Below are 24,528 nucleotides of genomic sequence, written 5' to 3'. Positions count from 1 at the left end.
TTACGCCACCTTTTTATATTTCGATTTTTGTTTGAGTCTTGCAATGAGCGCACCTACAACTGCAACGACGATAAGTCCGGCAATTACATATAAAACCAAATTTCCCTTAACGTCGACCGATTCACTCGCTTCTTCCAAAATGGAGTGGTCGAGATGAATTTTTTCGGTGTATTTTGTGCCTTTGAAAATTAGGTTGCCGACTTGATTTACAATGAATGAGAGCACGTATGCGAGCGTTGTTTGGAAACCGACTGTAAAGAGTGTGTCTTTGTTGTTTCCGAGTTCACGCTTCATAGCTCCGATTGCTGCAAAGCAAGGTGCTGCGAACATTGTGAATATGATGAATGAAAATGCCGTGACATAGCTGAAGTAAATCGGAACTTTTGCGCCGACACTTGCAAATGTTGCAACTACAACTTCCTTTGCGACGAGTCCGGTGATTGATGCGACAGCAGGAGCCCATGAGTCGCCGAATCCGAGCGGAACAAAGATATATCTTAAAACGCCACCGATTTTTGCGAGCATCGAGCTTTCGATGTCATCTCCCAAATATTCGAATTTGAAATTGAAGCTTTGGAGAACCCAAAGTACCAAACATGCGATGAATATGACTGTTCCGGCTTTAATGATGAAGGATTTCGCCTTTTCCCACATGTGAATGACCACGTTTTTCATGGTCGGGAATCTGTAAGGCGGCAGCTCCATAACAAACGGTGCCGGGTCGCCCTTAAATCTTTTCGTGCGTTTTAAAACGATTCCCGCAATGATTACGACTACAATTGAGATGAGATAGATGAGAGGAGCAATCCACGATGCGCCATTGAATATTATTGAAATAAACATTGCAAAAATAGGAAGTTTTGCGCCGCATGGAATAAACGGTGTGAGAAGAATTGTCATCTTCCTGTCAGCATCTGATTCGATTGTTCTTGTAGCCATAACTCCCGGAATTGAGCAGCCCGTGCCGATTAGCATCGGAATGAAGCTCTTTCCTGAAAGTCCGAATTTTCTGAAAAGTTTGTCCATTATAAATGCAACTCTTGCCATATATCCCGAGTCTTCGAGAAGAGACAGGAAGAAGAAGAGCATCATGAGTTGCGGAACAAATGTGAAGATTGCACCGATAGGTTGAACGATTCCGTCGTTTATGAGCGAGGTTACAACTTCGCTTGCGCCGAGTTCGGGAAGCTTTGTCGTCAAATATTCGCCGATGTTTTCAAAGAGGCCTTCGATTGCGCCGATTGCGTAGTCGCCGAGCGTTGAAATCGAAACATAGTAGATGCCCCACATAATCAAAAGAAATATTGGAATTGCAAGGAATCTGTTTGTTACGATGCGGTCGATTTTGTCAGACGTGCTCAGTTTTTTGTTTTTCGATTTTTCAAGAATTCCTGCAACTTCGCTTTGAATATTGTCGTATCTTTCAGTGGTTATGATGGATTCCGAGTCGTCATCCATGCTTTCTTCGGTTTTAGAAATCACCGATTCGATTTTTTCGAAGAGAGACGGCTCGATATTTAATTTTTCCAAAATCTTTTCGTCTTTTTCAAAGATTTTTACGATGAGATATCTGTCTTTTTCCGAATCCATATTCATGAGCGATGCAATATTTGAAAGCGCATTTTCAACTTCGTTTCCAAATTTTTGGAAATTCGGAGTTGTGTGCTTTTGTCCGATTTCAATCGCCTTTGAAATGAGCTCGTTGAGTCCGTCACCTTTTACAGCGGACGTCGGAATTACGGGCACTCCAAGTTTTTTCTCAAGCTTTTTTATGTCAACTGTGAGCCCGCTTTTTTTCGCCATATCCATCATATTTAAAGCGATGACGGTAGGCACGCCCATTTCGAGAACTTGTCCCGTTAAGTATAGATTTCTTTCAAGATTTGTCGCGTCGACTATATTGATTATGACGTCAGGACTTTCGTCTTTGATATAATCACGCGTAATAACTTCCTCCAAAGTGTATGGCGAGAGGGAATAAATTCCCGGAAGGTCCACCACTTGGACTTTTTTGTCTTTTAAAAGTTTCCCGGTTTTTTTCTCAACAGTAACACCGGGCCAGTTGCCGACATATTGGTATGCACCGGTCATGTCGTTGAACATTGTTGTCTTTCCGCAATTCGGATTTCCGACTAATGCTATTTTCAACTAAAACACCTCCATAATTGAAAACAATTTATTTTTTCATTTTTTATCACAAATTAGCTAGCATTAACTTTTTAAGTAAAAAATAGATTATTCTATTTCTATTTTTTTTGCTTCGGCTGCTCTTATAGAAAGTTCATAACCTCTAACTCTAAGCTCCATCGGGTCACCGAGAGGAGCAACCTTGACAAGTGTAACATCTGCACCCTTTGTGATACCCATATCCATAATGTGTTTTTTTACGGCAGTGTCGCCATGAAGCTTTTTCACTTTCGCAGTTTCATTAATTTTTAAATCTTCAATAGTTCTCATAATTACGCCTCACAAACATCGATTTTAGATCCAAGAGTTCTATCAATCGCAACTCTCGACTCATAAAGTTTTACAATTATGCCGCTCTCCGTTTTTTGAAGAATCGAGACAATTGCATCAGGAACAAATCCCATATTTCTGAGATGAGTTACAACTTCCTCGGTTCCTTTAACTCTCAAGATTCTATAATCTTTATTTTCTTCAGCCATTAAAATCGGCATTAGTTTCCTCCTTCTAAAGGTCCTTTATCAGTTAGACTATGCTAACAAATTATTATATACCCAAAAATTATCAATGTCAAGCGTTTTTTATAAAATTAAATAAAAAGTTCTTTTTCATGCTTCGAAAAGGGAGCGATAGATTCGCCGGTATAGAGAACAGTTCGACCTTTGAGGTGTTTTAAAAGAAAATCAATCGTAATTTTTTTCGTGTATTCATCGAGACCGAGAAGCGGTTCGTCCAAAAATAAAATGTCGGCTTCCGAAAGAGCAGCGCGTATTATTGAAAGGCGACTTCGCATGCCCGTTGAGAGCTCGGACGCTTTTTTATCTACATCTTTATCGAGACCGAGTTCGGAAAAAGCATCCAAAATTTCTAAATCACTTTTATTTGTGAAAAGTTTTACCTCTTTAAAAATATTTATGCCGCCAAGAAAAACTCTCTCCGGAAAAACAATCGCTTTTCTCTCAAAAGTATTCGAAAGCGTTCCGGTAAAATCGGAATCGAGACCCGACAAGATTCGAAGAAGTGTAGTCTTTCCGACTCCTGATTTTCCGACGATGTGCATGATGTCGCCGGGATTTATTTCGAGATTTATTTTTTCGAGTATTAAATTGTCGTCAAATCTTTTTTCTTTAAGTTTAAGTTTAATCATAAATTTTTAAACTCCTTTTGTATAAAAAGCCGGCAATCATTTCGAATATAAACGAGAGAATTATGATGACAAATGTGATTGCGATGAGTTCGGGCATATCAAACGAAAGCTTTGAAACATACATAAGTTCGCCTAGTCCTCCCGTCGCACCCGAGACAACTTCCGAAGTCGCCCCCGCTTTGAACGAAAGACCAAGAGCGATTCGAAGGCTCATAAGCGTGCTTTTTATAATTGTCGGGAGTTCGATATATCGAAAGACGGTCCCGCTTTTTAAATCGTATATCTTCGCAAGCTCAAGTTTTTTGGAGTCGATATTTGTGAGGGCAGTGTGAACATTTTCGTACACAATAGGCAAAGTCACAAGAATTACAACTATGAGTGAGAGGAGATTCTTCTCGGCAAAAAAGAGAACTATTAAAACGATACTTATTACCGGAATCGTTCTAAGAATTGAAAAGAGCGGCTCTAAATATTCCTTGAGTTTAAATTTATATGAAATATATGCGAGAAAATTTCCAAAAACTATCGAGATTAAAACGCCAATCATAATTCGAGAGGCGGTTTTTAAAATTGCCGGGAGAAGTGCGCCCGTTTTAAACATCGAGATGAGTTTTTTAAAGACATCCACAAAAGAGGGCAGAATAATTTCGTCGTCAACAATAAGGGCTGCAGCGCTCCAAATAATAATCAGTGCCACAGCCCCCAAAAGTCTTTTTCTGTTAGTTTTCATATTGCGGTAATTTTCCGCCGATAAGTTCCGGATTTGTGTCCATAAGTGCGGTGAAAAAATTGTCGAGCTCATCGCGGAGCGCTTTTCCCGTAAGATTTACAAATTCAATTTTCGGAACGGAATTTTCGGCGACTTTTTGAGGAACGATGCCCATTGATTCGATTAGTTTCGAATAAGCAGAAGGAGCTTGCTTGAGCGAATCGACTCCCCTTGTATAAAGATTTAAGAATTTTATTATTTCCTGTTTTTTATTTTCATAGACATCCGCCTTTACAACAATTACTGAAGTAATTACTTGTGGAAGTTCTGATTTATTCCAAACCTCATTGATGTCGATTGCAGGTTTTATATCGTCGACCTTTTCGGCGATTGCACTTGCAAAAGGCTCCGGAAGAAGAAGGAATGCGTCTTCGTTCTTTTTAATAATCGGAGCGGCTTCGGTCGGTTCGTTTAAAAAGATCGGGTTGATGTCGTCTTGTGTGAGATTTGCAGTTTCAAGAAGCTTGTTTAAAATCATTTCAGGAACTGCGCCGCGACCCGTGAGGGCAACTGTCTTTCCCTTGAGTTCGGAAATGTCCGAGATTTCGTTTTTGCCGACAAGACTCAACACATTCCCCGCATTTCCATATAGAAGTTCAAGCTCCATTCCGCTGTTTTTCAGTTTGGCAAAAAGATTTGACGGAATGAGATAGATGTCGCCTTCGTCTTTTTTTAGAGCGGCGATTTGCTCTTCAATAGAGCCGGTTATGACGAGATTTGTGCCGAGATATGGAGCCATTGGAGCCATGCTCATTGCAGTCGGTCCCTTCATTGTGTAGACTTTGAGTCCGCCGATTTCTAAAGACTCGCCGGCTTTTTGATTGTCGGAACTTTCGTCGGTCTTTTCATCCGTGTTTTTATCCTCAGTATTTTCGTCTTCTTTAATATCGTTTTTATCTTCATCATTCGAAGTTTCGGTATCATTTACTTCGCTTTCAACCTTGTTTTCGGTTTTATTCTCATCGTTCTTTTTTGTGCAACCATATTGTGTGTTTATCAAAAAGAATAATGGAATGAAAAGCATTATTAGTGAAATAATTAATTTAAATTTATTATTATTCATTTTATCCTCCAATACAAAATATTTTCACTCCAATTATACAACAGCCGGTCTAAAAAATCAAAATTACTTGTTATGAATTTCACTAATTTGTTTCAAAATATTGACATCAAATTCTTTATAATGTATAATATATCTATACTTAATAATGAATACTTATAATGGGGAGATAGGCTCCCCGGTTAAATGAAAATGGACATCTGAAAGGAGTTTCGTATGACTTTTTGCTACAAAAAAGATAAGGACAAGTTTGATGAATTTGTAAAATTTGTCGACATGAAAAAGGATACACCGGGGGCAGTTATGCCGGTGTTACAAGAAGCTCAACGTATTTTCGGTTACATTCCGGAGCCGATTGTTGATTACATCGCATTAAAACTCAACAAGCCGTCGAGTGAAATCTTCGGAGTTGCAACCTTTTATTCACAGTTCACATTGACACCGAGAGGCGAACACGAAATCTGTATCTGTCTTGGAACGGCGTGTTATGTAAAAGGCGCGGATAAACTTTTGGACGAGTTTTGTAAAACTTTAAATGTAAAGCCGGGCGAAACTACAGCCGACGGAAAATTCTCCGTTATAGAAACGAGATGTGTGGGCGAATGCGGAAGCGCACCTGTTGTCACGGTCGACGGAACAAATATTCCATTTGTCAAGAAGGATATGATTGACCAAATATTATTTGATGCAGAGGGGAAATAATATGAATAGACAAGAACTCACAAAAATTAAAAGCGATACTTATCCTCAGCTCATTGAAAGGCTTGAAAAGGGTGGATTCGTAATTGACGGTGAAGATATTTATCCTGAGGGCGATTTCTACAAAAAACAAAAGAGAATTGTTTTGAGAAACTGCAACGTCATCGACCCTGCTTCAATTGAAGAATATATTGCAAGAGACGGCTATTTCGCACTTGAAAAATGTTTGAATGAAATGAGCCGTGAAGAAATTATCGACACGGTAAAAAAATCCGGGCTTAGAGGACGCGGCGGCGCGGGATTCCCTACGGGCAGAAAGTGGGAAGCGGCATTTGTTCAAACAGAGCCGACGAAATATATAATTTGTAACGCCGACGAAGGCGACCCGGGCGCTTTTATGGACAGGTCGGTTCTTGAATTTGACCCGCACAGCGTGCTTGAAGGTATGGCTATTGCAGGTCTTGCAGTCGGTGCGAAACACGGTTTTATTTATGTCAGAGCGGAATATCCAAAAGCTGTTCAAAGCTTGAATATAGCGATAAAAGAAGCCGAAGAAAAAAATCTTCTCGGAAAAAATATTATGGGAAGCGATTTCGACTTTTCGATTGAATTAAGACTAGGCGCCGGTGCATTTGTTTGCGGCGAAGGAACCGCTCTTATGGAATCCATCGAAGGCAGACGCGGAATGCCACGAAACAAGGAATTCAGGACTACTGAACGTGGACTTTGGGGCAAGCCGACGGTTATAAATAATGTTGAAACTTTTGCAAATATCGCGCAAATTATAAATAAAGGAGCCGACTGGTTCAGTTCAATCGGCACAAAGGATTCACCGGGCACGAAAGTTTTTGCGCTCGTTGGAAAAATTGAGCATTCGGGACTTGTTGAAGTGCCGATGGGAACTTCGATAAACACGATTGTTTATGACATTGGAGAAGGCATTCAAAACGGCAAAAAAGCAAAAGCCGTTCAAACGGGCGGACCGTCCGGCGGGTGTATTCCGACTGAGCTTTTTGACACCGGATGCGATTTTGAATCATTGAAGGCAATCGGCTCAATCATGGGCTCCGGCGGAATGGTTGTAATGGACGAAGACGACTGTATGGTCGACGTTGCAAGATTCTTCCTCGAGTTCTCGGTCGATGAATCATGTGGAAAGTGCACGCCTTGTAGAATCGGAAACAAGAGACTCTATGAAATGCTCGTTGATTTGACGGAAGGAAGAGGCGACGAAACTACGATTGAAAAGCTTGAAACACTTTCAAAAGTTGTTTGCGAAACAAGTCTTTGTGGACTTGGTCAATCGAGTCCGAACCCGATTTTGTCAACGCTCCACTATTTCAGAGATGAATATATGGCCCACGTCGGCGAACATAAAACATGCCCGGCAAAGAGATGTAAGGGCATTCTCGAATATTTCATAACGGACAAATGCATAGGCTGTACAAAATGCGCAAAAACATGTCCGGTAAGTTGTATTTCCGGAGAAGTGAGAGCGAAACACGAGATTGATTCTACAAAGTGCATAAAGTGCGGACAATGTATGGAAGCATGTCCTGTGAATGCAATTATTTTGGATTAGGAGGTCAAAATGATTAACCTTAAAATCAACGGAATAGATATAAGTGTGGAGAAGGGAACTACCATTTTGCAGGCTGCAAATATGATAGACATTCAAATTCCAACACTTTGTCATATGGATTTACACGACATAAAATTTATAAATAAACTTGCAAGCTGCAGAGTTTGTATGGTTGAAGATAAAAAAAGCGGAAAACTCTTTCCGTCATGCGCAACACCTGTAAAGGAAGGAATGATTATTGAAACCGACTCCACGAGAGCTGTTCAAGCGAGAAGAACGGTTGTGGAGCTTCTTCTTTCGGACCACCCGAATTCATGTTTGACATGTGCGAAGAATCTCGACTGTCAACTTCAAAAAATTGCGCACGATCTTGGAATAAGAGAAATTCCTTATCAAGGCGAAATGAGAGAGTTGCCGATTGACGCAAACAGTCTTTCGCTCGTGAGAGACCCGAACAAATGCATTCTTTGCAGAAGATGCGAAACTATGTGTAACGAAGTGCAAACGGTCGGGGCGCTCGCAGAAATCGGAAGGGGATTTTATACTCATGTCGGCAGTACATTTAACAGAACTATGTACGAAACGACCTGTACATTCTGCGGTCAATGCTTGAGTGTTTGTCCGACAGGCGCACTCACTGAAGTTTCGAATGTCAGAAAAGTTTGGAAGGCTCTTCACTCGAACAAAACGGTTATAGTTCAAACGGCGCCGGCTGTAAGAGTTGCGCTTGGTGAAATGTTCGGAATGGAACCGGGAACTGTTGTGACCGGAAAGATGGTCACAGCTCTAAGAAAACTCGGTTTTGATATGGTATTTGACACAAACTTCGCAGCCGACCTCACAATTGTTGAAGAAGCGAATGAATTTGTCGAAAGAATGAAGGGAAACGGCAAGCTTCCGATTTTGACTTCATGTTGCCCGGGATGGGTAAACTTTATGGAGCAACAATTCTCCGATATGATTGACATTCCAAGCACATGTAAGAGTCCACACGAAATGTTCGGAGCAATCGCAAAGTCATATCTCTGCGAAAAGATGAATATAAAACCGGAAGATATGGTTGTGGTTTCAGTTATGCCGTGCATCGCAAAGAAATTCGAAGCGGCAAGACCTGAACTTGAGCACAAGGGTGCGTCCGATGTCGATATGGTTATAACGACGAGAGAACTCGCATCGATGATTAAAGAAGCGGGAATTCATTTTACTGAACTTCCGGATGACGACTTCGACGATCCTATGGGAGAATCGACGGGTGCAGGCGCGATCTTCGGTGCGACGGGCGGAGTTATTGAAGCGACGGTAAGAACCGCTTATGAAACCTTGACCGGAAAAGAACTTGAAAAACTCGAGTTCACAGATTTGAGAGGGCTTACGGGAATCAAAGAAACAACCGTAAAAATCGGCGACAGAGACGTCAGAATCGCAGTTGCAAACGGACTTGGAAACACGAGAAAACTTTTAAACAAAGTTAAGAGCGGCGAAGAAAAGTTCGATGCAATTGAAGTTATGGCGTGTCCGGGCGGATGCATCGGCGGCGGCGGACAACCTTTCCACCACGGTGACATCAGCATTTTAAGACGAAGAGCCGAAGGAATTTACAGTGTCGACCAAAATAAAAAACTCAGAAAGTCACACGAAAATCCAAAGATTAAAGAACTTTACGAAACATATCTCGGCGAAGTTGCGGGACCAAGAGCTCACGAACTTCTTCACACGAGCTATGAAGCAAAACCGAAACTATAGAGACTCTATAATATCTATGTGGGAGTAAAATCCTCCATAGATATTTTTTTTATATTTTTATTCGATTTATTAAAACTAATGATACGATTTTATAAAAAGGTATTGACGTTTTTAAAATTAAATGATATAATAACATATAGAAAGATTTCTATATGAGGTGAGATTTTGGATAAGGTATATAACGATACAGCGAAAATATTGAAAGTGTTGTCCGATCCGAAGCGTTTGCGCATCGTGGATATGCTTTCTTGCGGTGAGCTGTGTGCTTGCGAACTTTTGGAGGCGTTTCATATAACGCAACCTACTTTGTCTCACGACATGAAGCAGCTCGTGAATTTAAAATTGGTGAATTTTCGCAGAGAAGGAAAAAATGTTTATTATTGTCTGAATCAGTCCACTTTGAACAATTTGCAGAAAACTTTAGATATCATGTTCTCAGATAAACCGGATTGTATTTGTCACAAGATTTTAAACACCGGAAGAGAAGGTGATTCCAATTGCGATTGCTGTTGCGACGGCGAAAGTGAATCGGATTGTGGTTGCGAAAGCGATAGAGACTGCAGTTGTGGGACAAAATAAGATTTACAATTCTGTTTGAATTGTATTCATACGCCGATGCATATTTTGGCATCGGCTATAATTAAAAGCCACATATAGAAAATCTTCAATGTATTATGAAGGAGAGATTATTATGAGCAAGATGTGTATCTATGAACCTGCCCTATGTTGTGAAACGGGGCTTTGCGGAGTAAATGTGGACCCTGAACTTCTTCGTATTTCTACAGTTTTGAATACGTTAAAAAATGAAGGGGTAGAAATTGAAAGATTTAATTTAAACAGCGCACCAATGGAATTTGTCAAAAATAATATTGTCAACCAATATTTAAATGATAAGGGTGTCGAAGGTTTGCCTGTTGTGACTTTGGACGGAGAGATTGTAATAGAGGGAAGGTATCCTGCAAATGATGAGATATTGACTCTCTTAAAGCTTCCGGCGGAAATGCTTCTCCCAAAAGGGGCGACATCATGTTGTTGCGGAGATGACGATGACGACACATGTTGCAGCGGAGACGATGGCGACACATGTTGCAGCGGAGACGATGACGACACATGTTGTTGCGGAGACGGAGAGAATAAAGAAGTTTCAAAGAATGACAAAAAAGAAGGCGGTTGTTCTTGTGGATGTTGTTAAGAAAAATGGGGGGACAAATATGTATGAACTTTTTATGCCTGACAAAAACCATCTGACAAAGTATCTTTTCTTTACCGGAAAAGGCGGTGTCGGAAAAACTTCAATTGCCTGTGCCACGGCTGTAAAGCTTGCGGATGAAGGAAAAAAAGTGCTTCTTATAAGCACTGATCCCGCATCCAATTTGCAGGATGTTTTTGATAAGAAGTTGGACAACAAGGGTGTTAAAATCGATGAAGTGAGCGGACTTACGGTTTTGAATCTCGATCCGATAGAGGCGGCAGAGGAATACAAAGAGAGTGTAATTTCGCCGTACAGAGGTAAGCTTCCTCAATCGGTTATTGCCAATATGGAGGAGCAGTTATCCGGTTCGTGCACTGTTGAAATTGCTGCATTTAATGAGTTTTCAAATTTCATAACCGACGGCGAAATTTCTGAAAAATATGACAATATTATTTTTGATACGGCTCCTACAGGGCACACTCTTAGAATGTTACAACTTCCGTCGGCATGGAGCGGTTTTATAAGTGAAAATACTCACGGTGCATCTTGTTTGGGACAACTTTCAGGGTTGGAGAGCAAAAAAGATATTTATAAAAAAGCTGTGGAAACTTTGAGTGATAAGAATCTGACGACACTTATTTTGGTTACAAGAGCCGAGGAAACTCCTATTAAGGAAGCAATGAGAGCGTCTCAGGAACTCGCACAGCTTGATATAAATAATCAGATTATGATTATCAACGGTGTTTTAACGGAGCCGACGGACGAGGTTTCCAAAAAGCTCTTTAATAAACAGCAAAACGCTTTAAAAGATATGCCGGAGCATTTGAGAAGGATGAAGACTTATATTGTTCCTTTAAGAGCGTACAATGTTGTAGGGATAGATAATATTCGTACATTATTTACAGACGACAAAATTTATGATGAGGTTGAAAAATCGGAAGTAGATAAATTGCCACATTTGAGAGAGGTAATTGACGATTTATATAAAAACGGCAGAAAAGTTATTTTCACTATGGGAAAGGGAGGCGTCGGAAAAACAACTGTTGCAGCCGCTATTGCAATGGGAATGGCAGAAAAAGGTGTGAAGGTAAATCTCGCAACAACAGACCCGGCGGCACATTTAAAATATGTTATAAGTGAAAATAAAAATATATCTATGAGTCATATAGATGAAAAAGAAGAGTTGAAAAAATATCAGGAAGAGGTTTTATCGAAGGCTAGGGAAACGATGTCCGAAGATGATTTGGAATATATAAAAGAGGATTTGCGCTCTCCTTGCACACAGGAAATTGCAGTATTCCGCGCTTTTGCGGAAATTGTGGACGAATGTGATGATAAGGTCGTAGTTATAGACACCGCGCCTACAGGACATACGCTTCTTTTGTTGGATTCATCCCAAAGCTATCACAAAGAAGTTCAACGAACACAGGGAGGAAATATTCCGGAATCGGTCAAAAATCTTTTACCGAGATTGCGTTCGGAGGAAACCGAGGTTGTTATAGTAACACTTGCCGAGGCAACGCCTGTGTATGAAGCGCTACGTTTGGAGGACGATTTAAAGAGAGCGAACCTCCCTGTAAAATGGTGGATAATAAATTCTTCACTTTATAAAGCGAACTCGACAGACAAGTTGCTTGCGGCAAAAGGAAATGAGGAAGTCAAGTGGATAAAGAAAGTTGAAGAGCATTCTAATGGAAATTTTGCTGTAATTGAGTGGAAAGCAGATGAAATAAAAGGCGAAAAACTTAAAGAATTATTTTAAAGGAGAAGTAAATGGAGGAAAAAAAATAACCGCATTTCAAAGACATCTATCGCTTTGGGTGCTTTTGTGTATGGCGGTCGGGATTTTAATAGGCAGATTTCTGCCGGGCGTTACGGAGTTTTTAGGTAAGCTTGAAATTTCAAATATATCGATTCCGATTGCAGTTTTAATTTGGATTATGATTTATCCGATGATGATAAAAGTGGACTTTAATAGCGTAAAAGAAGTGGGTAAAAATCCAAAAGGCTTGTATTTGACTTGGATTGTAAACTGGCTAATAAAGCCGTTTACTATGTATGGAATAGTATATTTCTTTCTGTTTGTGATTTTTAAAAACTATATTTCTCCGGACCTTGCAAGAGAGTATCTTGCGGGGGCGGTTCTTTTAGGGGCGGCTCCATGTACGGCTATGGTTTTTGTCTGGAGTGCGCTCACAAACGGAAACCCGGCTTATACGGTTGTACAGGTGGCAACAAATAACTTAATAATACTTGTCGCTTTTGTGCCGATTGTAAAATTTTTGCTCGGGGTTTCAAATGTAAGCGTGCCTTATAGTACTCTCTTTTTGAGCGTTTTTCTGTTTGTTGTAATTCCACTTGTGGGTGGAATTGTGACAAGGATGACGGTTCTAAAAAAACGCGGCAAAGAATATTTCGAAAGCGAATTTGTTCACAAATTTGACGGAATTACGACTGTGGGACTTTTACTAACGCTGGTTTTGATTTTTGCATCGCAGGCGGAAGTGATTCTTTCAAATCCGGTTCATATCATTCTTATCGCGATTCCTTTGATAATACAGACATTTTTTATTTTCTTTGTTTCTTTCGGAGTTGCAAAGTCAATACGTTTACCGTTTGATATTGCAGCACCGGCGGGAATGATTGGCGCATCGAATTTTTTTGAGTTGGCGGTTGCGGTTGCAATTGCACTTTTCGGAACGACAAGTCCTGCAGCGCTTGCGACAACTGTCGGGGTTTTAACGGAAGTGCCGGTGATGCTCACTCTAGTAAAAATTGCAAATAATTCAAAAGATAAATTTGAATGATATTATAAAATATCCGGAAAAATATTTCCGGGTATTTTTTATTGTCTTATTGTTTTAAGTTTTATTTGTAGTTTTATACAAAAAATATTATAATAGAATGAGGAGGATAAAATTATGTATTTAAAAAATGGAAAATATTTGACAAGAGAAGGAATTTTAAAGGATAATCCGGGAATTTTGGTGGAAGACGGAAAGATAAAATCGATTGGAGAAAGTTCAGACAAAGATGTAATCGACTGCACGGGGAAAATTATTTTTCCGGGATTTGTTGAAGCACACTGTCACACGGGTCTTGATGAACAAGATATCGGGTACGAAGGACAGGACTACAACGAAGCAAGCGATCCGATTCAAGCCGATTGCCGCGGAATCGACGCTATAAATCCTTTCGAATCCGGCATAAAGGATGCAATGGAAGGTGGAGTTACAACTTTTAACGCAGGTCCGGGTTCTGCAAATGTTATCGGCGGCACTTTCTGCTGTTTGAAATCATACGGCACATGCGTCGACGAGATGGTTGTAAAAAAAGAGAGTGCAATGAAAATCGCATTCGGTGAAAATCCAAAGAGATTTTACGGTCAGTCTCAAAAGAAAAGCCCTTATACAAGAATGAAAATTGCTTCACTTCTGAGAGAATATATAAATAAAGCTATTGAATATGGAAATGACAAGGACCACAAATTTGATTTGGGACTTGAAGCATTCCAAAAAGTTATAAATCACGAAATCCCTCTAAAGGCACACTGCCACAGAGCGGACGACATTGCAACTGCTATAAGAATTGCAAAAGAATTTGGCCTCGGTCTCACACTCGACCACGTGACGGAAGGACACAAAATTGTGGATTTGATTAAAAATTCAGGATTTAGCTGTATCGTTGGACCGAGTTTCGGCGGAAGAAGTAAAGTTGAACTTAAGGACAAATGCTTTGAAACTGCAGGAGTTTTGGCAAATGCGGGGGTTAAAGTTGCAATTATGACCGACTCGACGGTTATACCTCTTCAAGACCTTACAATGTGCGCAATGCTCGCATACAGACACGGCATGAAAAAAGAAGATGCATACAAAGCAATCACAATTAACGCCGCAGAAATAATCGGAGTTGAAGACAGAGTCGGCTCAATTGAAGAAGGAAAAGATGCGGACTTTGCAATTTTCAACGAAGATTTTATGGAATCCACAAACGCAAGATGCGTAAAGACGATAATTGACGGAAAGGTTAGATTTAGTGAAGAAATATAAGAATCTCATCTTCGACTGCGATGGGACACTCCTCGACTCAAACGAGGCGACTGTCGGAGCTTTTGACGCATTTGCAAGGCTCATGATTAATCGAGGCTTGACGGAAAAAGAAGCGGATGATATTTTTCACGCTTCTTCCGAACAGTCTGTCATAAATCTTGGAATTCCGACGACTACTGCAAATATGCTTAAGCTGCAGGAACTTTATGATGCAAACAGCGGAAGTATAAAGTTTTTCGACGGCATTGAAGATGTGCTTGCAATTTTGAAGGACAAGAAAATAAACATGGGCGTTGCGACAAACAGAAGCGAGAGCGAGACTTTGGTTGCGATGAATGTGAACGGAATCGGAAAATATATCGACAAATTCACATGCAGGGACTACGGCGAAAATCCGAAGCCGTCGGGCGACATGCTTAAATATTATTTGAAAAAGCACAATCTCAAAAAAGAGGAAACGCTAATGCTTGGAAACGCAATTGCGGACCATTTGGCAGCGATTGACGCCGGCATTGACTACGCTTATTGCATGTGGGGCACAAACCTCAAGCACGATGCCGAAGCGATTGAAATTGAAAAACCGGAGGACATTTTAAAACTGGTATGATTATTTTGGGCAGCTCATCTCCGAGAAGAAAAGACATTTTGGACATGATGGGCGTGAAATTTAAAGTTGTAAAACCGATTGTAGACGAGGAGAGCATCCGGGCGAAGTTTGACATAAAAAACGGTGACGACAAATGCGAACTCGTCAAGGAACTATCGCATTCTAAATTAAAATCGATTGAAAAGGACTTTTCAAGCGATACAATTCTCTGTGCGGACACACTTGTATTTTTGGGAAATGAAGCTCTTGGAAAACCGAAAGATCACGAAGATGCGAAGAGAATGCTCCGAGAACTGCTCGGAAAAACTCACGAGGTTATCACCGGTGTTTCGATAAAAAAAGACGGAGAAGTGAGAACATTTTCCGTGGAGACCAAGGTAAAATTTAGAGAAAATTCTGAGCTTATTTCGAGACTCATCGAGGAGTATGTTGAGAGCGGAGAAAGTGACGGAAAAGCCGGAGCATACGGAATCCAGGACAGCGGTGCACTCTTTGTCGACTCGATTGACGGGGACTACTACAATGTTGTGGGACTTCCAATCGACGCGGTTTTGGGTGTTATGGAATAATTTAAGATAGAATATCGGGCAACTGATTTTATTGTCGGGATTTTTGGAAAATCTCGGGAATATTTTCAGTTGCTTTTTGTTTGGGGAGTTGTTTATTTGGATCTACATAAAAAGTGATTAACCAATAGTTTATTTCAACTAAAGGTTAATCACTTTTAGATAATCCTATCTCGTTTTAAATTTTTCATTAAGAGAACGATATTCTACATTAATTCCATAAAAATTCCAACTCACCTGTTGCTTCTTCAAATTTTAGAATCAAATAGTATCGATATTTTTTATCAATATTTATAGTAGCATTTGGCATATTAGAATCCAGGTGTAACAATAATTTTTTGTTATTATCCAATATTTCTGCCAAAACAAGCCCATTTTTAACTATACTGTTTAAGCAAAAATCATAACTGCGATTTTCCTTAAACTTAAGTATTTTGTTAATACAGCCATTGCAGGATACAAATTTTATCCTACATCGTTTCTTATTTTTAAACGAAGCAATGAACAATTTAGCTGTTTTCCTACTTATAATTAAATACCCGTTAATCCACAAAGTATAAAACAATATTATGAAAAAAGTGATAAGTAATATACATATAAATAAGTAATCCATCTTCCTGTCTCCCTCTTTTTTAGATTATTTTTTATAACAAGTGAAAATGTTTAATTCTTTTAAGATAGTTGTACAATCTCTTTACAGCGAATATTTGAGGTGTTCCCAAAAAATTGGACACATTTATACACTTATCCTTAAGCATGCTTTCTATTAGACAGATAAATTTTTGAATTCGAGTGTCAAGCGTTGCGAAGCAACTTGCGAAGCCCTTGACATGAGTAAATTCAAAAAATTATCCGTCTGTGGCTTTTAGCAAATGTTGTTAGTTATGTTTTCTCCCTTAGATACAATTCTACTAGATTATTTTGTTCTTGTAAAGTCAATTTGTTTCTTTTGTTTGAGTCCATGAATGCATAGGGTCCATAGTTGTTGTAGGGTTTAATCCAGGCTTAAGGGGAATTTATATTTATGATTTTAAATGGTTAATTAAAAAAATGAGTGCAGTAGAATAAGAGAAGTGAAAATTAGAATAAAGAAGTGTAAAGAAGAATAGAGATGTGGAAACTAGAATAGAAAAGAGCTGAAGCGTTGAGAATAAGAGAAAAGGTGAGAAGATAAGTGATGTGATTAAGCGAGGAGATGAAAATACGGGATTAAGTGTAGAGCATAAGAGTAGAGATTAAGGAAGAAATGAAGAGAAAGATAGAGAGAAGAGTAGGATGGCAGAAACGGAGTTATAATATTGTGGATTACAGAAATTTTTAGAGAACAACTGAGATTTTACATAAAAGAATTTTTAAAAGCACGTTTTGTCATAGCTTATGTTTTTGCAGTCTAAATTTTAAAAATATCTGAAGATATATAAAAACTTTATACAAAAATAAAAAATTAAGAAATAGAAATGCAATATTAAGATTTCGCAACATTGGGGAATAGGAAGGGGAATTTTTATATTGATGGATTTAAATGGATTATTTAAAAAAATTTGATTGGAGTAGAATAGGAGTAGAATAGGAGAAGAGAAAAGTGGAGTAGGAAAAGAGAAAAATGAAATAGGAAAAGAGAAAAGTGGAATAGAAAAAAGAAGAAATTAAAATAAATTGATTAAGTTCCAAAGTATGCGAAGTAATTGCGAGTTGTATGCGAAACGTATACGTATGGTATGCGACCGTAATGCGATGGCATAAGAAACGAATGGGAATTGAATGCGATTTTATATGAACCGTATACGAATGATATGCGACCGTAATGCGATGACATACGAATGGCATGCGAATGGTATGCGATTTTATGCAAAGAAAAGCAAAGAAAAGCAAAGCAAAGAAAAGAAAAGCAAAGCAAATAAAACAAACAAAAATAAAAAAAGCAAAATAATAATGCATCTAAATTTGTGTGTGTAAAATTTTATTTCAAAGTTAGATTTATTTTGCCTAGCAATTAAGTTAAAAACATTGTTCTTGTAAAACAATCCAAAATGCATTTAAAATCAAAAAAAGTTATAAATATTTTTTATGTGTAGAGTTAGTGGCTTTTATATCAATTCTGTTTTTGGATTCACACAAAGTCAGACAAAAATATTTAAAAGCAATGCAAAATTATTCAATTGCATTACAAACGATATGCAAGTGCATTGCAAGCGGTATGCAAAATGATGCCAAGCAAAGAAAAGCAAAGAAAAGCAAAGAAAAGCAAATAAAACAAAAACAAAAAAATTGTCTTAAAGTTTGTGTGTAAGTTTTAAATCGAGAACTAAAATAAATTTTTATAAAAAACGTCGCTCAAACTGTTTCGGTTCATAAAAACTCGATGTCGAAAATGCACATGCATAATATAACTATGCCAAGCAAAGAAAAGCAAAGTAAAGTAAAGAAAAGAAAAGTAAAGTAAAGAAAAACAAACAAAATAAAATATTCCCTCAATTTCACAATTTGACATTTCTCGGGATATATATTTCCAGAGTTTGATTTGTTTGTGTGTTTGTTTTTGTTTATGTTATGTAATCTGTATCAATTGATATATCGTTTATAAAATGTTATAATATAGCTATATGAAAGGAAGATTATTATGGGGTTATTTGAAAAGATTTTTGGCACACCGTCCGCAAAAGAGTTAAAAAAGATTGAGCCGATTGTGGATGAGGTTATGAGCCTTGAAGATAAATATAAAGCGCTATCCGACGAGGAATTAAAAAATAAGACGCTCGAGTTTAAGGAGCTTTTGAACGAAGGAAAGACGCTTGATGATATTCTCCCTGAAGCATTTGCAGCTATAAGAGAGGCGGATTATCGTGTTTTGAAGATGCGCCCTTTCAGAGTACAAGTAATAGGGGGACTCGTTTTACACCAAGGAAGGATTGCGGAAATGAAGACCGGGGAAGGAAAGACTTTGGTTGCGACTTTGCCGGCATATTTAAACGCACTTTCCGGAAAGGGAGTACACATTGTCACGGTCAATGATTACCTTGCAAAGCGTGACAGAAACTGGATGGGCAAGGTTTTTGAATTTATGGGATTAAAAGTCGGCGTTATCGTTAACGGAATGGATAATGCCGAAAGAAGAGATGCATACGATGCGGATATAACTTACGGGACCAACAATGAGTTCGGTTTTGACTATTTGAGAGACAATATGGTCATTTATAAGGGCAATATGGTTCAAAGGGGACAAAATTTTGCAATCGTTGACGAAGTCGACTCGATTTTGATCGACGAAGCAAGAACACCGCTCATTATAAGCGGTCAATCCGACAAGCCGACCGATCTTTACGGCAAGGCAAAGGCTTTTGCAAGCACTGCAACGTTCAGGTATTTGGACCCGAACGAAAAGCCGATCAGTCCGCTTGATTTCGACAAGGATATGCCGGAAGAAACGGTGGATTATGTCATAGACGAAAAGGGCAATTCCGTTTCGCTCACGGAGCTCGGCACGAAGGACGCCGAAAGGTTTTTCGGGGTTGAAAATCTTGCGGATATCGACAATATCGAGATTATGCACCACATAAATATCGCCCTTAAAGCGAAGGCGCTTATGAAGAGGGACAAGGATTATGTTGTAAAAGACGGCGAAGTTCTTATTGTCGACGAGTTTACAGGACGTATTATGTACGGCAGAAGGTACAGCGACGGGCTTCACCAAGCGATTGAAGCAAAGGAAGGTTTGGACGTAAGAAATGAGTCGATGACTCTTGCGACGATTACTTTCCAAAACTATTTCCGTATGTACGACAAGCTTTCGGGTATGACGGGGACTGCAATGACTGAAGAAAATGAATTCAGAGAAATTTACGATATGGAAGTTATTGAAATTCCGACAAACAAGCCTGTTCAAAGGTTGGATTACGACGACGAAATTTATGCTACAGTTGCAGGTAAGGATACGGCGATTGTTCGCGATATCAAGGAGTGTTTCGAAAAGGGGCAACCGGTTCTTGTCGGTACTATCACGATTGAGGACTCGGAGCATTTGTCTCGTCTTTTAAAGAAAGAAAGAATTCCGCATAGGGTTTTGAATGCGAAGTTCCACGAAAAGGAAGCGGAAATTGTTGCACAAGCCGGACGTTTGGGCGCAGTTACGATTGCGACGAATATGGCAGGTCGTGGTACGGATATCATGCTCGGCGGAAATCCTGAACATATGGCTATGAACGATATTAAACGCGAAGTCGAGGATGAAACTCTTATTCCGAATATCGAAGGTCACGAAAATACGGATGATCCGGCACTTTTGGCATACAGAAAGAAATACCACGATTTGGTTGACAAATACACAGAAGAAATTAAAGAAGAAAAGCAAAAGGTTATGGATGCCGGCGGGCTTCACATTATCGGAACGCAAAGACACGAAAGTAGACGTATCGACAATCAGTTAAGAGGTCGTGCTGGACGTCAAGGGGACCCGGGTTCGTCGAAGTTCTATATTTCAACCGAAGACGATTTGATGAGACTTTTCGGTGGAGAAACGCTAAAGAATCTCATTCAAAAGTACGGCGAAGGCGACGATGTGCCGCTTAAGCACAAGCTTATAACAAAGAGAATCGAAACTGCTCAACGAAATGTCGAAGCAAACAACTTCAGAACTCGTAAGCACGTTTTACAATACGACGACGTTATGAATCAACAAAGAAATATCATTTACGGAGAAAGAAAGAAGTTGCTTGACGAAGGCAATATCAAGTCACAAATTCTCGAAATGATTGATTCGGAAATCGATTTTATCGTGGATTCCGCTGCTTTGGATTTTGAAAAGACGGCAGAGTGGAATGCACCGGCTGCGGCTATTGAATTTGAAAGAGTTTTTGGAGTTGTTCCAAAAGAAGCCGACACGCCGAATGCGATGAAGGAAGAAGCGAAAGATTTGATTCTCGACGAATACAAGAGACGCGAAGACGAATTCGGCGAAGAAAACATAAGAAATATCGAAAGAATTCTTCTTTTGAGAGTTGTTGACGAAAAGTGGATGGACCAAATCGATGCTATGGATCAGCTTAAAACAGGTATCGGGCTTAGAGCATACGGTCAAAAGGACCCGGTTCAAGCATATCAAATCGAAGGTTCACAAATGTTTGAAGATATGAACCGTGAAATACGCTCCGACTTTTTGAGATTCCTATTCCACGTTGAAGACCCGGGAAAGGTTGAAAAAAAGAGGATGTCAAAGAATATCAAAGAAGGCGCTGCGGAAAAACAACAAACCGTGAAACGTCAAGCTCCAAAGGTTGGAAGAAACGATCCATGCCCATGCGGAAGCGGCAAAAAGTATAAAAACTGTTGCGGGAGGAATGAATAATGGAAGTTACTAAGGACGTATATCATCAGATAGACGAGCTTATAGAGAAGGTACAGGAAATCGGGGTGTCTCTTTGACCCTCAAAAAAAGAAGGATCAGTTAAATGAGTTAAAAAAGAAGAGTTTGGAGTCGGGTTTGTGGGACAATCCCGAGGAAGCCACTCTTCTTATGAAAAAGATAAATGACATCGAGTCGGAGTTAAACGACTACAATTCGCTTTTAAAGGAACTTCGGGAGCTTCGATTTATGGTCGAGCTCTCCGAAGAATACGGTGACGAAAAAGAGTATATTATCGAGCTTAAAAAGCTCAAAAATCTCGAGAGGCGAGTTGTGGACTACAGCTACAGCCAAATGCTTACCGGTGAATACGACACGGGAGATGCGGTTGTTCAAATCCACTCGGGTGCGGGCGGTCTTGAGGCGCAAGATTGGGCGGAAATGCTCTATAGAATGTATCAAAGATGGTCCCAACGAAAGGGTTTCAAGATGAACATCTACGACATTTTAAAGGACACCGAAGCCGGCATAAAGAGCGTTACTTTTGCGGTTCAAGGGCGAAATGCGTACGGATATTTGAAAGCGGAAAAAGGCGTGCATAGGCTAGTTCGTATAAGTCCGTTTGATACGGCGCGAAAAAGACACACGAGTTTTGCAAGTGTCGATGTAATTCCGTCGCTTGACGATGATATCGAGGTCTCGATAAATGAAAATGATCTTGAAATCGACACTTATCGTTCGAGCGGTGCAGGCGGACAAAGCGTCAATACGACGGACTCCGCGGTTCGAATAAAACACATTCCGACGGGCATTGTGGTTTCCTGCCAAAACGAAAGGAGTCAGCTCAAAAACAAGGAGGTTGCTCTTAAAATTTTGAAGGGGAAACTCATAGCTTTGAAAGAGGAGGAGCGCAAGGAAAAGATTGAGGACCTTGCCGGGAACTATTCGAAAATCGAGTGGGGCAGCCAAATCAGAAGTTATGTTTTTCACCCGTACAAAATGGTCAAGGACCACCGAACGAACTTTGAAATCGGCGACGTTTCGTCGGTTATGGACGGCGAGATTGACGAATTTATAAGGGCGTATTTGCTCTTTAAGAAAAAGGAAGGCGCAAATTGAAATTCGAATTAAAAAGTTTGGACGACACAACTTCAATTGCGAAGAAAATAGCGGAGATTTTAAAATCGGGCGACGTCGTTTTTTTGGAAGGCGACTTGGGAACGGGGAAGACCACTTTTGTGAATGAAATTGCAAAAATTTACGGAACCCTTGCAAAGAGCCCGACTTTTTCGCTTGTAAATATTTATGACGGCGAGAAAAAAATTTCACACATCGACCTCTATAGGCTCGAGACAATCGACGATGCGCTAAACATCGGCATCGAAGAGATTCTTGACGACGAAACGATTAAGTTTATCGAGTGGCCCGAAATTTTGGGAGATGAGCCGTTTGATTTAAAGCTCACTTTCAAATACGAAGACGGAAAACGCGTGCTCTATCTCGACGGAGCTGCATTAAAAAGAGGAGATTTTTAATGGACAAGGTTTTACTGAATTTACTTACGGGAACGGCATCCACCGGAGTTTCCATTACAAAAGGCGACGAGACTCTGATTTCGATTTCAATCGAAACGGGCATCCGCCAATCGGAAACGATTTTTAAAATGATAAAGGATGCCTTTTCATATGTGGATTTGACAATTAAAGACATTGACGCGGTTTCGACATTAAAGGGTCCGGGCTCTTTTACGGGACTTCGAGTGGGTCTTGCAGCCGCAAAGGCAATCGCTTTTGCCGTTAATGTGCCGATTGTTCTTGTTGACACGATGGACGCGATTTTTTATGAAGCAAATTATGAAAAAGACGTTCTCACAATTATGGATGCAAGGCGCGAGAGAGTTTATTTGAAAAAGCACTACGGCGACGAAAGAACTGATGAGATTTCGGAAGTTGCAGCAATTGAGTCGAGGGAAAACACTGTTGTCGTTGGAGAAAATGCGCTTAAATATAAAGAGATTTTCACGGAAAAAGGATATACTTTTATTCCGAAAAAAGATGTTTACTTAACAATAAAAGGGCTCACCGAGGCGGCGCTTCGAGTGAGTGAGGACGACTATGTCGACAGCCTGCATTCGAGGCTCGAGTATCTTAAAAAAGACAGCGACGTCGTCACAGTTAAAAAAGAAAAACTATGAATCTGAGAACGCTAGAAAAAAATGATGTTCATTGGGTGGGAAAAATCGCTTCTGAAATTTTTCACACAGGCGATTTGGAATCGTTTTTTAAAAACGAAAATTACAAAATCATCGGCATCGAAAATGTGGCATTTGCGATATTTCAACTTGTCGCAGGTGAGGCGGAAATAATTTATATAGCCGTTCGTGAGGAGTTCAGACGGCAGGGCATCGGCGGAAAGATGCTCGAGTATTTTATCGAGAATTTCAAGCCGGAGAGTATTTTTTTGGAAGTCAGAGATTCAAATATAAACGCTCAGAAAATGTATGAAAAATACAATTTCAAAAATATAGGAATCAGAAAAGGCTATTATGAAGGGGGAGAGAACGCTCTTTTGATGGAGTGGAAGATATGTTAACATTAGCAATTGAAACGAGCTGCGATGACACGAGCATTGCGGTTGTCGAAAAACCGAATAAAGTTCTTTCAAATGTCGTGCAGAGCCAAATCGACACGCACCTGAAATATGGAGGAGTTGTGCCGGAAATTGCTTCGAGAATGCACATCGATGCAATTGAAATCTGTTTAAAAGAAGCGCTTCTTCGCGCGGATAAAACGCTGGGCGACATCGATCTTATATCCGTTACACAAGGACCGGGGCTCATCGGCAGTCTTCTTGTCGGCGTTTCGTTCGCAAAGGCGCTCGGCGTCGGAACGGGCATTCCGGTTGTCGGGGTAAACCACATGAAGGGGCATATCGCGTCGAACTATATTTCAAATCCGGATTTAAAACCGCCGTATATCGCGCTTGTCGTGAGCGGGGGACACACTTATATCATAGACGTTGTAGACTACGACGAGTTTCATAAAATCGGCGAGACAAAAGACGACGCGACGGGCGAGAGCTTCGACAAAGTTGCGCGCGTCATGGGAATCGGTTATCCGGGCGGAGCGGAGCTTGAAAAACTTGCGAAGGACGGCGAGGATGTTCTCGATTTTCCGCGTGTTTATCTTTCGAAGGACTCATTCGACTTTTCGTTTTCGGGGCTTAAAACTGCGGTCATAAATTATATCAATACAGAAAATATGAAAGGCAATCCGATAAAGCGCGAAGACGTTGCAAGGAGTTTCCAGGAAGCGGTGATTGATGTAATTGTGGACAAGGTCATAAGAGCGGCAAATATGAAAAACAGAAAGACCATAGCAATCTCGGGCGGCGTTTCAAACAACAAAGCCATTCGAGACAGCATACAAAAAGCGGGCGATGAATTTCAAATAAAAGTTTTGACGCCGGAAGCAAAATACACGGGAGACAACGCTGCAATGATTGGAGTTGCAGGTTTTATACAATACGAAAAATACGGCGAATCGCCAATTGATTTTGTCGCCGACCCGAATATGGGATTGTAGGAGGAATT

22 protein-coding genes and 1 pseudogene are annotated in these 24,528 nt (G+C 40.0%); 16 read left to right on the top strand and 7 right to left on the bottom strand.

Annotated elements, in window-relative coordinates; all coding sequences use genetic code 11:
• From feoB to SPI61_RS06620, 6 genes are all read right to left on the bottom strand, one after another.
• Entirely contained in the window at positions 1–2,148 is a 2,148-nt protein-coding gene (feoB, locus tag SPI61_RS06645; RefSeq protein ID WP_321137337.1) for a ferrous iron transport protein B, read from the bottom strand.
• Positions 2,149–2,235: 87 nt separating this feature from the next.
• Positions 2,236–2,457, bottom strand: coding sequence for a ferrous iron transport protein A (locus tag SPI61_RS06640; RefSeq protein WP_321137336.1), 222 nt, complete (start codon positions 2,455–2,457; stop codon positions 2,236–2,238).
• Between the two features lie 2 nt (positions 2,458–2,459).
• The gene (locus SPI61_RS06635) at positions 2,460–2,678 is read right to left on the bottom strand and encodes a FeoA family protein (RefSeq protein ID WP_321137335.1); all 219 of its coding nucleotides are present in this window, start codon (positions 2,676–2,678) and stop codon (positions 2,460–2,462) included.
• A 95-nt stretch (positions 2,679–2,773) separates the two neighbouring features.
• Entirely contained in the window at positions 2,774–3,331 is a 558-nt protein-coding gene (locus SPI61_RS06630; RefSeq protein ID WP_321137334.1) for an ATP-binding cassette domain-containing protein, read from the bottom strand.
• Positions 3,324–4,061, bottom strand: a complete 738-nt coding sequence (locus SPI61_RS06625; RefSeq protein ID WP_321137333.1) for an ABC transporter permease — start codon at positions 4,059–4,061, stop codon at positions 3,324–3,326. The genes SPI61_RS06630 and SPI61_RS06625 overlap by 8 nt, the downstream gene beginning before the upstream one ends.
• The gene (locus tag SPI61_RS06620; RefSeq protein ID WP_321137332.1) at positions 4,051–5,163 is read right to left on the bottom strand and encodes an ABC transporter substrate-binding protein; all 1,113 of its coding nucleotides are present in this window, start codon (positions 5,161–5,163) and stop codon (positions 4,051–4,053) included. The genes SPI61_RS06625 and SPI61_RS06620 overlap by 11 nt, the downstream gene beginning before the upstream one ends.
• A 213-nt stretch (positions 5,164–5,376) precedes the next feature.
• On the opposite strand from SPI61_RS06620, the gene SPI61_RS06615 reads away from it, so the two are divergent.
• From SPI61_RS06615 to SPI61_RS06570, 10 genes and pseudogenes are all read left to right on the top strand, one after another.
• Positions 5,377–5,862: an NAD(P)H-dependent oxidoreductase subunit E gene (locus SPI61_RS06615; RefSeq protein WP_321137331.1), complete on the top strand. Its 486-nt coding sequence runs from the start codon at positions 5,377–5,379 to the stop codon at positions 5,860–5,862.
• A gap of 1 nt (position 5,863) precedes the next feature.
• Positions 5,864–7,441 carry an NADH-ubiquinone oxidoreductase-F iron-sulfur binding region domain-containing protein gene (locus SPI61_RS06610; protein WP_321137330.1) on the top strand — a complete coding sequence of 526 codons (1,578 nt, stop codon included), beginning with the start codon at positions 5,864–5,866 and terminating at the stop codon, positions 7,439–7,441.
• A 9-nt stretch (positions 7,442–7,450) separates the two neighbouring features.
• Positions 7,451–9,184 carry an NADH-dependent [FeFe] hydrogenase, group A6 gene (locus tag SPI61_RS06605; RefSeq protein ID WP_321137329.1) on the top strand — a complete coding sequence of 578 codons (1,734 nt, stop codon included), beginning with the start codon at positions 7,451–7,453 and terminating at the stop codon, positions 9,182–9,184.
• A 165-nt stretch (positions 9,185–9,349) separates the two neighbouring features.
• Positions 9,350–9,583 (top strand): annotated as a pseudogene (locus SPI61_RS07725) (ArsR/SmtB family transcription factor); the annotation flags it as partial.
• 292 nt (positions 9,584–9,875) lie between these two features.
• Entirely contained in the window at positions 9,876–10,376 is a 501-nt protein-coding gene (gene arsD, locus SPI61_RS06595) for an arsenite efflux transporter metallochaperone ArsD (protein ID WP_321137327.1), read from the top strand.
• Between the two features lie 19 nt (positions 10,377–10,395).
• Entirely contained in the window at positions 10,396–12,138 is a 1,743-nt protein-coding gene (arsA, locus tag SPI61_RS06590; RefSeq protein ID WP_321137367.1) for an arsenical pump-driving ATPase, read from the top strand.
• Between the two features lie 25 nt (positions 12,139–12,163).
• Entirely contained in the window at positions 12,164–13,183 is a 1,020-nt protein-coding gene (gene arsB, locus SPI61_RS06585) for an ACR3 family arsenite efflux transporter (RefSeq protein ID WP_321137366.1), read from the top strand.
• Positions 13,184–13,297: 114 nt separating this feature from the next.
• Positions 13,298–14,425, top strand: coding sequence for an amidohydrolase (locus SPI61_RS06580; RefSeq protein ID WP_321137326.1), 1,128 nt, complete (start codon positions 13,298–13,300; stop codon positions 14,423–14,425).
• Positions 14,412–15,032 (top strand): HAD family hydrolase, encoded by a 621-nt coding sequence (locus SPI61_RS06575; protein WP_321137325.1) that lies wholly within the window; start codon positions 14,412–14,414, stop codon positions 15,030–15,032. The genes SPI61_RS06580 and SPI61_RS06575 overlap by 14 nt, the downstream gene beginning before the upstream one ends.
• Positions 15,029–15,601 (top strand): Maf family protein, encoded by a 573-nt coding sequence (locus tag SPI61_RS06570; RefSeq protein WP_321137324.1) that lies wholly within the window; start codon positions 15,029–15,031, stop codon positions 15,599–15,601. The genes SPI61_RS06575 and SPI61_RS06570 overlap by 4 nt, the downstream gene beginning before the upstream one ends.
• A 208-nt stretch (positions 15,602–15,809) precedes the next feature.
• On the opposite strand, the gene SPI61_RS06565 is transcribed toward SPI61_RS06570, so the two are convergent.
• Entirely contained in the window at positions 15,810–16,211 is a 402-nt protein-coding gene (locus tag SPI61_RS06565) for a hypothetical protein (RefSeq protein WP_321137323.1), read from the bottom strand.
• Between the two features lie 2,007 nt (positions 16,212–18,218).
• Here SPI61_RS06565 and secA point away from each other — a divergent pair.
• The 6 genes from secA to tsaD all read left to right on the top strand — a co-directional run bounded on the left by secA (position 18,219) and on the right by tsaD (position 24,520).
• The gene (secA, locus tag SPI61_RS06560; protein WP_321137322.1) at positions 18,219–20,939 is read left to right on the top strand and encodes a preprotein translocase subunit SecA; all 2,721 of its coding nucleotides are present in this window, start codon (positions 18,219–18,221) and stop codon (positions 20,937–20,939) included.
• Positions 20,939–22,055, top strand: a protein-coding gene (prfB, locus tag SPI61_RS06555) for a peptide chain release factor 2 (protein WP_321137321.1) whose coding sequence is annotated in 2 segments (ribosomal slippage) — positions 20,939–21,013 and positions 21,015–22,055 — 1,116 coding nt in all. Because the reading frame shifts where the segments join, the coding sequence is not laid out codon by codon here. Before secA ends, prfB begins: the two co-directional genes overlap by 1 nt.
• Positions 22,052–22,471, top strand: coding sequence for a tRNA (adenosine(37)-N6)-threonylcarbamoyltransferase complex ATPase subunit type 1 TsaE (gene tsaE / locus SPI61_RS06550; protein WP_321137320.1), 420 nt, complete (start codon positions 22,052–22,054; stop codon positions 22,469–22,471). Before prfB ends, tsaE begins: the two co-directional genes overlap by 4 nt.
• Entirely contained in the window at positions 22,471–23,130 is a 660-nt protein-coding gene (gene tsaB, locus SPI61_RS06545; RefSeq protein WP_321137319.1) for a tRNA (adenosine(37)-N6)-threonylcarbamoyltransferase complex dimerization subunit type 1 TsaB, read from the top strand. Before tsaE ends, tsaB begins: the two co-directional genes overlap by 1 nt.
• Positions 23,127–23,528, top strand: a complete 402-nt coding sequence (gene rimI, locus SPI61_RS06540; protein ID WP_321137318.1) for a ribosomal protein S18-alanine N-acetyltransferase — start codon at positions 23,127–23,129, stop codon at positions 23,526–23,528. The genes tsaB and rimI overlap by 4 nt, the downstream gene beginning before the upstream one ends.
• Positions 23,513–24,520, top strand: a complete 1,008-nt coding sequence (gene tsaD / locus SPI61_RS06535; RefSeq protein WP_321137317.1) for a tRNA (adenosine(37)-N6)-threonylcarbamoyltransferase complex transferase subunit TsaD — start codon at positions 23,513–23,515, stop codon at positions 24,518–24,520. The genes rimI and tsaD overlap by 16 nt, the downstream gene beginning before the upstream one ends.
• The last annotated feature ends 8 nt before the right edge of the window (positions 24,521–24,528 follow it).

Source organism: Ezakiella sp., from assembly GCF_034180565.1.
In the GTDB taxonomy this organism is placed as follows: Bacteria; Bacillota; Clostridia; order Tissierellales; family Peptoniphilaceae; genus Ezakiella.
Note: the sequence above shows the minus strand (reverse complement) of the source record. Positions and strands in the feature narration are given on the sequence as shown.

Excerpts from the sequence above, each read along its gene's own strand:
- SPI61_RS06640 (WP_321137336.1), bottom strand. The coding sequence starts at position 2,457 with ATGAGAACTATTGAAGATTTAAAAATTAATGAAACTGCGAAAGTGAAA.
- SPI61_RS06635 (WP_321137335.1), bottom strand. The coding sequence starts at position 2,678 with ATGCCGATTTTAATGGCTGAAGAAAATAAAGATTATAGAATCTTGAGA.
- SPI61_RS06630 (WP_321137334.1), bottom strand. The coding sequence starts at position 3,331 with ATGATTAAACTTAAACTTAAAGAAAAAAGATTTGACGACAATTTAATA.
- SPI61_RS06625 (WP_321137333.1), bottom strand. The coding sequence starts at position 4,061 with ATGAAAACTAACAGAAAAAGACTTTTGGGGGCTGTGGCACTGATTATT.
- SPI61_RS06620 (WP_321137332.1), bottom strand. The coding sequence starts at position 5,163 with ATGAATAATAATAAATTTAAATTAATTATTTCACTAATAATGCTTTTC.
- SPI61_RS06615 (WP_321137331.1), top strand. The coding sequence starts at position 5,377 with ATGACTTTTTGCTACAAAAAAGATAAGGACAAGTTTGATGAATTTGTA.
- SPI61_RS06610 (WP_321137330.1), top strand. The coding sequence starts at position 5,864 with ATGAATAGACAAGAACTCACAAAAATTAAAAGCGATACTTATCCTCAG.
- SPI61_RS06605 (WP_321137329.1), top strand. The coding sequence starts at position 7,451 with ATGATTAACCTTAAAATCAACGGAATAGATATAAGTGTGGAGAAGGGA.
- arsD (WP_321137327.1), top strand. The coding sequence starts at position 9,876 with ATGAGCAAGATGTGTATCTATGAACCTGCCCTATGTTGTGAAACGGGG.
- arsA (WP_321137367.1), top strand. The coding sequence starts at position 10,396 with ATGTATGAACTTTTTATGCCTGACAAAAACCATCTGACAAAGTATCTT.
- SPI61_RS06580 (WP_321137326.1), top strand. The coding sequence starts at position 13,298 with ATGTATTTAAAAAATGGAAAATATTTGACAAGAGAAGGAATTTTAAAG.
- SPI61_RS06570 (WP_321137324.1), top strand. The coding sequence starts at position 15,029 with ATGATTATTTTGGGCAGCTCATCTCCGAGAAGAAAAGACATTTTGGAC.
- SPI61_RS06565 (WP_321137323.1), bottom strand. The coding sequence starts at position 16,211 with ATGGATTACTTATTTATATGTATATTACTTATCACTTTTTTCATAATA.
- secA (WP_321137322.1), top strand. The coding sequence starts at position 18,219 with ATGGGGTTATTTGAAAAGATTTTTGGCACACCGTCCGCAAAAGAGTTA.
- tsaB (WP_321137319.1), top strand. The coding sequence starts at position 22,471 with ATGGACAAGGTTTTACTGAATTTACTTACGGGAACGGCATCCACCGGA.
- rimI (WP_321137318.1), top strand. The coding sequence starts at position 23,127 with ATGAATCTGAGAACGCTAGAAAAAAATGATGTTCATTGGGTGGGAAAA.